The 8,148-nt window shown below is 33.1% G+C and carries 7 protein-coding genes; 4 read left to right on the top strand and 3 right to left on the bottom strand.

What is annotated here, in order from left to right; all coding sequences use genetic code 11:
* Positions 1-103: 103 nt before the first annotated feature.
* Both BZARG_RS12875 and BZARG_RS12870 read right to left on the bottom strand, forming a co-directional pair.
* Positions 104-1,402 (bottom strand): MFS transporter, encoded by a 1,299-nt coding sequence (locus BZARG_RS12875; RefSeq protein ID WP_008639069.1) that lies wholly within the window; start codon positions 1,400-1,402, stop codon positions 104-106.
* A 57-nt stretch (positions 1,403-1,459) separates the two neighbouring features.
* Complete coding sequence (locus BZARG_RS12870; RefSeq protein WP_008639073.1) at positions 1,460-2,290, bottom strand: M48 family metalloprotease; 831 nt, start codon at positions 2,288-2,290, stop codon at positions 1,460-1,462.
* Positions 2,291-2,741: 451 nt separating this feature from the next.
* On the opposite strand from BZARG_RS12870, the gene BZARG_RS12865 reads away from it, so the two are divergent.
* Complete coding sequence (locus BZARG_RS12865; protein WP_008639071.1) at positions 2,742-3,341, top strand: hypothetical protein; 600 nt, start codon at positions 2,742-2,744, stop codon at positions 3,339-3,341.
* Here the strand turns inward: BZARG_RS12865 and BZARG_RS12860 are convergent.
* Positions 3,325-4,851 (bottom strand): GH3 family domain-containing protein, encoded by a 1,527-nt coding sequence (locus BZARG_RS12860; RefSeq protein WP_008639077.1) that lies wholly within the window; start codon positions 4,849-4,851, stop codon positions 3,325-3,327. The genes BZARG_RS12865 and BZARG_RS12860 overlap by 17 nt on opposite strands.
* 488 nt (positions 4,852-5,339) lie before the next feature.
* Here BZARG_RS12860 and BZARG_RS12855 point away from each other — a divergent pair, with 488 nt between their 5' ends.
* The 3 genes from BZARG_RS12855 (at position 5,340) to BZARG_RS12845 (ending at position 7,786) form a co-directional block, all read left to right on the top strand.
* Positions 5,340-5,663, top strand: coding sequence for a DUF6567 family protein (locus BZARG_RS12855; protein WP_040288742.1), 324 nt, complete (start codon positions 5,340-5,342; stop codon positions 5,661-5,663).
* A gap of 215 nt (positions 5,664-5,878) precedes the next feature.
* Positions 5,879-6,472 (top strand): hypothetical protein, encoded by a 594-nt coding sequence (locus tag BZARG_RS12850; protein WP_040288740.1) that lies wholly within the window; start codon positions 5,879-5,881, stop codon positions 6,470-6,472.
* Between the two features lie 408 nt (positions 6,473-6,880).
* A complete protein-coding gene (locus tag BZARG_RS12845; RefSeq protein WP_008639075.1) occupies positions 6,881-7,786 on the top strand; it encodes an endonuclease/exonuclease/phosphatase family protein in 906 nt (301 codons plus the stop codon).
* Positions 7,787-8,148 lie beyond the last annotated feature (362 nt).

Genomic DNA, 8,148 nt, shown 5'->3' with positions numbered 1-8,148 from the left:
AAATTAAGCAAATAAAAAAAGACGACTTGTTCAAGTCGCTTTTTTTATGAAATAAGTATCTATCTATAATATAGTAATTTGAAATTTAAATAAATCTGTTAATCTATTCTGCTGTTCTCGGAACTCTGAATAATAAAAAGATTCCGAATAAGAAAAATACAAATAAAAACAAAATCGCATTACGCATACTACCAGTAATTTGATCAATGGTAGCAAAAATAATCATACCAATAACGATTCCTATTTTTTCGGCCACATCAAAGAAGCTGAAATAAGATGTCGTATCGGCGGTATCTGGTAAAAATTTAGAATAGGTAGATCGAGATAAGGCTTGAACTCCTCCCATTACCAATCCTACAAAGCCTGCAGTAATATAAAAATGAATGGGAATGGTTACAAAATAAGCGGCAAAACATAAACCCATCCAAATAATGTTAACGCCGATAAGTGTTTTAATATTTCCGAATTTTTCAGAGGCTCTAGATGTTAAAAAAGCACCGAGTATGGCCACAATTTGAATCACCAAAATACTCACTATTAATCCCATGGTTTTCTCACTGTCATCTCCCCATAAAATTTCTTCTTCACCAAAATATACAGCTATTAACATAATGGTTTGAACCGCCATGCTGTAAACGAAAAAAGCTGCTAAATACCGTTTTAAACGTAAATTATCCTTTAATTGACGCCAGACGTTTCGTAATTCTTTAAAACCATTTAAAATCACATTCTTGGTGACTTTATGCCCGTTTTTAACGCCTTTAGGTAAAATATAGAAGGTATATTGACTAAATAAAATCCACCAAGAACCTACCATAATAAAGGACCAACGCATCATTTCCATTTTTGCTTCACCGGTTTCTTGGCTCATTACCATAGCAAGGTTAACGACAAGTAAAATAACACTACCAACATAACCCAATGAAAACCCTCTTGCACTAATGCGGTCTTGTTGCTCTGGAAAAGCAATATCTGGTAAGTAGGAATTATAAAACACCAAACTTCCCCAATACCCTATAAGCCCCATAAAATAGAAAAGCAAACTGATGTAAATATGATCCAAACTAAACCAATACAATCCAATACATCCAATCCCGCCTACGTAGCAGAAAAATTTCATAAAACTTTTCTTATTACCGACATAATCTGCTATTCCAGATAATAATGGCGACATTATGGAAACAACCAAAAAAGTGAAAGCAGTTACAAAAGTTATAAGTGCTGTACTTTTAAGTTCATATCCAAAAGCATTTACAACTTTAATATCGGAAATAAATAATGCAGAGTAAAAAATGGGAAATATGGAAGATGCTATTGTTAACGTGTAAACGGAATTGGCCCAGTCGTAGAAAGCCCAGGCATTTAATAATTTTTTACTGCCTTTGGGTAGTGGTTTTTTCATAAAAAAAGCTGCTCTTTTATTGAGCAGCCCCTAAAGTAAACAAATAATTTTATAACCTTAATATTTTCCTAAAGGTCTATAACTCGCAACACCATATTTTTTAGCTTCGGCGTTAGCTCGAGATACCAAACTGGTTAAATTTTCAATACGGGATGCATTAGCCGGGTGCGTGCTTAAAAATTCAGGTGGCGCTTGCCCACCACTATTAGCATCCATGCGCTTCCATAATTCTGCGGCTTCTGATGGGTTATATCCAGCAACGGCCATTAATATTAGTCCAATTTCATCAGCTTGCGTTTCATGGCTTCTACTAAACGGTAACATTAAACCTACTTCTGTTCCAATACCATAAGACTGATTAAAAATATCACGTGTTTTGTCATCTTCAATAAAAACATTTCCTGCAAGCGCAATACCTTGTTGAATATAAGCAGCACTCATTCTTTGCTGACCATGATTTGCTAATGCGTGTGCCACCTCGTGCCCCATTATAGCGGCAATAGCTGTTTCATTTTCTGCAATAGGCAAAATACCTGTATAGAATGCTATTTTACCTCCTGGCATGCACCATGCGTTAACTGATTTATCATCAATTAAATTATACTCCCACTGGTAGCCTTCTAAATAACCTTGATACCCATTTGCATTTAACCAACGCTCTGCAGATGACGCTATACGCTGGCCAACACGTTTAATCATTTCAGATTGAGAAGTTCCTGTAATAATCTTATTTTCAGAAAGTACTTGACTATACTGCTGAAACGCCGTTGGAAACAACTGATCGTTAGAAACCAAGGCCATAGTTTGATTTCCTGTAAAAGGATTGGTTGCACATGAAGCAACAAGTATTACTGCCAATAATCCAGTTATTTTATTTCTAATTTTCATATATATTTTAATTATTGGTTTAAAAGTACAAAAATTGTTCCATAACAAAGTCTAACTTTTAAATATGTTAACGTTTATTCAAAAGAATAGTTTCTTAACTAAAGTGTCGTTTAATAAAATAAAACGAAATAGAAATTGCAACCCCAACAGCTCCCAGATTGTTGAATAACCTACAGCCGATTAATTATACACGTTTTATAACTCTTTTCTTTTTCGGTTTGTTCCACAATTTTAAAAAAGAAAAATTCATGGAATTTATATAACTAAAACTGAACGTACCCTGACTCTTTTCCATAAAATCAGATAAAAATCTATCACTGTAAAAGCCCGAAAACAGAAATCTTAAAATTAAGTCTATGGATGTTAATCTTTTTTTAAAATTCACAGCTAACTAAAAAATATTTATTATACTGTATGGACTATGAAACAATTCATATTTCTAATTATATTTATGACCTCAATTAAAGAATACGCTCAAGTACAAGTCCCAAATTCTATTAAAAGCGAGGTGAAAACTGCTTTGGATTATTATCCCGACTTGCATGATGTTGCCATTGAAATTAAGTTCAAAAAAAACATCAAGAAATCCACCATGCAGGCGCAACCTAAAATTAGCAGCTTTTTCAAATCCAAAGAGAAACGTGAATATGTGATCTTGATTAGTGAGAATTTTAAGATTTCAGATCAAGAATTTTCTACCAAAGATATTCCCTCGGACATTTTAATTGGATGGATTGGTCATGAATTTGGACATATTATGGATTATCAAAATCGAAGTACTATGAATCTAATTTGGTTTGGACTCAAGTATCTATTTTCTGATAACCACATCATCGAAGCGGAGCGAGCCGCCGATACTTTTGCTGTTTCGCAAGGTATGGAATCCTATATTCTGAAAACTAAAGATTTTATTCTTAATAACGCCCAAATAACGCCCTCCTATAAACTGCGTATTGTAAAATATTATTTATCACCGGAAGAAATCATGGACATTGTTAACAAACGTGATGGCGTTGTTCCTGAATCGATTGAATCTACAACTGTGAACTAACAAAATCTTCCCATTCTTGGAATTTTTCTTCGTTCATTACACGTTCCATTTTAACTTGTCCCCCTTTTTTCTTATTAGCACCACTCCATTCGTGAAAAACATGAGGTGGAATTAATTTAACACGAACACCTTTTAAAGCCTTGCCTCTTGCCACCTTATAGTTATTATTGGCACCCTTTAAAAAGTCGTCTAAAGCTTCTGCAACTTCTTCAGAATTCAATTTATCATCATTTCCAATATACCAATAATGATAAAATTCATCATCCTCACCACGTTTTGCACAAATAGTATATTCTGGAATTTTAGTTCCAAATTTTTTCTCCAATTCCTGCATAGCATCATCCATTTTATTAACGGACAATTGCGATCCTACCGTATTTATAAAAAATTTGGTACGACCCGTAATTTTTATTTCAGAGCGTTCTACATCTGTAAACTCAATTGTGTCGCCTATTTCGTAACGCCAAGCACCACTAACCGTGCTTATAATCAATACATAATCCTGATTTAATTTCACGTCTGCCAAAGTAACGGCAGGCGCATCCGGTATTAATGAGCCATCTTCTTTTATGTATTCAGGTTTAAAGGGCACAAATTCAAAATAGATGCCGTTATCGGTCACCAATTGCATGGCGTCTGTTTCTGGTCTTGCTTGAAATGCCATAAAACCTTCGGAAGCTAAATAGGTGTCGATAACCGTAATCGAGTGACCTAAAAGTGCATTAAAACTCTTTTCATACGGACCAAAAGCTACACCTCCAGAGGTGTACACTTGAAGATTAGGCCATATTTCATGAATATGATTCAAGCTATGATGTTCAATTACTTTTTGTAGCATCAATTCTATCCAAGATGGTATACCGCTTAAAGCGCCAATATCCCAATTTCGGGCATTTTCAGCAATATGTTGGACGCGTTCATCCCAATCTTCAATTTTAGCGATGTCTTCACCTGGTTTATAATAACTTCTGAACCAAAATGGAATATTACTAGCGGTAATACCACTGATTTCGCCTTCTAAATGCTTATTGTTCTCGTGTAAATCAGTAGAACTACCAAGCATCATAATTTCCTTTTCAAAAAAATCAGCTTCAAAATTAAAATGAGATAAAGCAAATACTTGATTGATTCCTGCTTGCTTTATGGCTTCAATCATCTCATTAGTAACTGGAATACGCTTACTGGTTTTACCGGTTGTTCCCGAACTTAATGCAAAATATTTTGGATGTCCAGGCCAAGTAACGTTCTGTGTACCTTCTTGAAGTTTGTACCACCATTCTTTATTAATTTTATTATAATCGAAATAAGGCACTTTCTCTGAAAAGGTTTTCGCTATATTTTCTGATTCTAATATAGATTTGAAGCTATAATGCTTCCCAAATTCGGTGTCTTTTGCTTTATTTAATAACTGCTCTAACACCTCATTTTGTGCTTCAACAGGATTCATATCTGAAGAAAATGAATCTTTAATATCTATAACGCCTTTGATAATATTTCCGAGTATAGCCATATTTCTATATAATAATTATTTTTAAATGAAAGCGAATCCTTTATAATCTTGCTTGTTATAAAACTCTGTACTAACCGCAAATTAGGATAAAGTTAATAAAGTGAAAACCAAATTAACATAATACTTTATAATAATCAATTATGGATAGTCTTGATTAGAAATTGGTGTTTCAGAAAAAATATCGCTTTTTATCAATTATTTTAAAACTAAAATGGTACTATAAAAATGGTAACTAGCCAGTTAATAAAACACTTCTACAAGTAGAATTGAACTTACGGTTAACCGTATAGGTCTTAATGTAAAAAATTAGAGGCGCTTTATAATATGATTAAAATTAACTGTTTTAAAAGAACTAAATTTCTAAAATATTACAATAAACCAATTATCGAAATATTATAAAAGTCGGAATAAGCCGAACAAAACTAAAAATATGAAGTAGGTTAAATTTTAATTAGCAAAAAATGAAAAAATTATTTTAGAATTAGCTGTTGGTAGCTTGTAGAACTAGTCTTCATCATGGCAGATTTAATCAACTTAATCAACTTAATCAAACACAAACGGTTTTATCTAGCAACAATTTTGCGGTGCTCGGTAACTTTAAAGGCATTGCTACTCAAAAAATTGTAACTGGCAACATAACCAATAAGGAAGGAATTATATCTCGAGCTAAAGCAAAATTGCATGAAAACGCTAGAGAAGCTGGTATAGAATTAACTGGATGTAGAACATTAGTGAATATTTCTGTAGATATAATAGAAACTGAAAAAAGAATAAGCGCGACCATTTCTACTGAAATAATTGAGTTTAGATAAAAAATATTAAAAGGGCAGTCTATAATTTTCTGCTCATTTTAATTTAAATTGGATTAGCACTTAATAATAAATAAAACAGCTAATTATTTTAATTATTCCCCCCTCTTCTCCCTTCCAATCACCTAATTTCGCACAAAAACCCAGTAAACAACTAAAAATCATTATGATTCTTTAAAAATTTCGTAGCTTAAGCAGTCCATCTTAAAAGTCTAATTATGAAAAATTTATTTCTATTATCAGCAATCATTTGTATGTCTTCTGCCATGGGACAATCTAAAATTCCATCTGCAGAAAGTCAAATTAAGACAACGCTTATGGCATGTCCTGAAATGTATCAAGAAACCGCAAAAATTTTAGGATATAACCAAGAAGGCGAACTCATTACCTTGCGAGAAGGCAAAAGCGAAGTAGTCTGTTTGGCGGACAATCCTAACAAAGACGGAATTAGCACATCTTGCTATAGTGATAAACTGGAGCCTTATATGGCGAGAGGTCGAGAATTGCTTGCTGAAGGAAAATCGGAATTGGAAAAACGGGAAATTCGAAAAAATGAAATCGATGCAGGAACTTTGTTTATGCCTAAACTACCAGCTGCTGTTTATGTGCTTACTGCCGCGCAAAAAGATCTTGATTTTGATAGTGGTGAATTACAAAACAGTAAAATCCGTTATGTACTTTATAAACCTTATATGACCACGTTAGAAACGGGTTTGCCATCACAACCTGGACTGCCAGGAATGCCTTGGTTAATGGATGCTGACACCCACAGATCGCATATTATGATTACACCTCCGGCAGAAAAGAAATAATTTCTAACACGTAATGAAACAGACTGAAGGTCTGTTGAGCCCGCCTTGCGGCCGTTAAGTTTGTGAAATTCATGTCAAAAATTTCTAGAAACTAAAGCGAGATGCACTAAAGTATTAGTTTCAACTAAATTTGAGACCATTAAAATAAATCGGATAAAACACCTAACTTATTATCCAGAATAAAAACGACTTGTAAGGGTTTAAAACGCTCTATAAGTCGTTTTACATTCAATATATAATTAAAAGCGTTTCAACTAAACAGCTTAACTACTATTTAAAGATGGAATTAATTTTAAATTTAGTATTCCATTCATTACATCTTCCTGAATGATTCTTACATTAGCAAAATGTAACAGCTTTTTTTAGTAAAAAAAAATAATCTGCTCCTTCCACCATTTACAATCTATCATGATTAAAAATCATCCTTTATTTTACGTTCTTGTCGCTTTAATATTCTCCTGCTACTTCGGTTTTAATTTCGCGATTCCATTGGATGATTATGGCGATTTAATTAAAGAAACAACTTATACTGAAGACACTGACCAACAAGATCAATTTGGAAAAATAAAACTTGCTTCTTGGAATATCCGTCATCTTGGCCGAACGAAAACACCCGAAGACATTTACGAAATAGCTAATATTTTAAGAGACTTTGATGTGGTTGCCATTCAAGAAGTCGTTGCTAAAGATCCTGCTGGAGCGCAAGCCGTGGCAAAAATTGCCGACGAATTAAACCGAATGGGTTTCAAATGGGATTATCAAATTAGCGACCCGACAAAAAGTCCTTCTGTGTATATGAGCGAACGCTATGCTTTTCTTTGGAAAACATCTAAAGTCAGTTTAGTTGGTCGCGCTTATTTGGATAAGGAACTGGAAGAGCTTTGTTATCGCGAACCCTTTATTGCAACATTTAAAATTAAAGGAAAATCAAATCCTTTTTATGTGGTGAATTATCATTCGCGTAAATTTGACGATAATCCACATGAAGAAATCATAAACTTTTTAGATTTCCCAGAACGATTAAATTCTAATCGCGTTCTTATTGCTGGCGATTTCAATTTGAATGAAAAGCATATTGTTTGGGAACCATTTTATAGTAAAGGTTTTAAAAGTGCTTTACAGAACGAACGCACAACTTTAAAAACGGTATGCAAGAATGGTGATTATCGAAGTCACCCAATAGACAATGTATATTTTACTTCTGGAATTGAAATGATACAAGCAAAAACTATTGACTTTGTAGGCAACTGTAAAAAATTGGAACGAGCGCGAGAGATTTCGGACCATTTACCAATTTTTATGGAGTTTAAATGAAACTAGAGGTCTAGGTTTTCTTAAAAAAAATATCCTACCATTCAAATACAGTTATTTTCTTATTACATAGTGAACTTAAATATCACAAATATCAATCGATATAATTCCAAGTAAAACTTCATTTAAAGCAATATGAACAATAATTCTGCTCAAGTTACTTGGAAGGATTTACTCTTAAATAATATACATCAGAAAGAAGGTTTTTTAGAATTACAAAATTTAGAACTATCTATTTAGGCTTAATAAAAAGACTGAAATTTTAAACCTTTATTTCCCAGCATAAAATTTGAAAAATAAAACAATCAATATTTAGAGCAAAAAAGCCTTGAATACAAGTTTCAAGGCTTTTGTTCCATATAGTA

It is taken from the genome of Bizionia argentinensis JUB59, assembly GCF_000224335.1.
GTDB classification, from domain to species: domain Bacteria; phylum Bacteroidota; class Bacteroidia; order Flavobacteriales; family Flavobacteriaceae; genus Algorimicrobium; species Algorimicrobium argentinense.
This window is presented reverse-complemented; position numbering and strand designations above follow the sequence as displayed.

Coding starts and splice junctions, on each gene's coding strand:
- BZARG_RS12860 (WP_008639077.1), bottom strand. CDS start 4,851: ATGGCTATACTCGGAAATATTATCAAAGGCGTTATAGATATTAAAGAT.
- BZARG_RS12865 (WP_008639071.1), top strand. CDS start 2,742: ATGACCTCAATTAAAGAATACGCTCAAGTACAAGTCCCAAATTCTATT.
- BZARG_RS12845 (WP_008639075.1), top strand. CDS start 6,881: ATGATTAAAAATCATCCTTTATTTTACGTTCTTGTCGCTTTAATATTC.
- BZARG_RS12875 (WP_008639069.1), bottom strand. CDS start 1,402: ATGAAAAAACCACTACCCAAAGGCAGTAAAAAATTATTAAATGCCTGG.
- BZARG_RS12850 (WP_040288740.1), top strand. CDS start 5,879: ATGAAAAATTTATTTCTATTATCAGCAATCATTTGTATGTCTTCTGCC.
- BZARG_RS12870 (WP_008639073.1), bottom strand. CDS start 2,290: ATGAAAATTAGAAATAAAATAACTGGATTATTGGCAGTAATACTTGTT.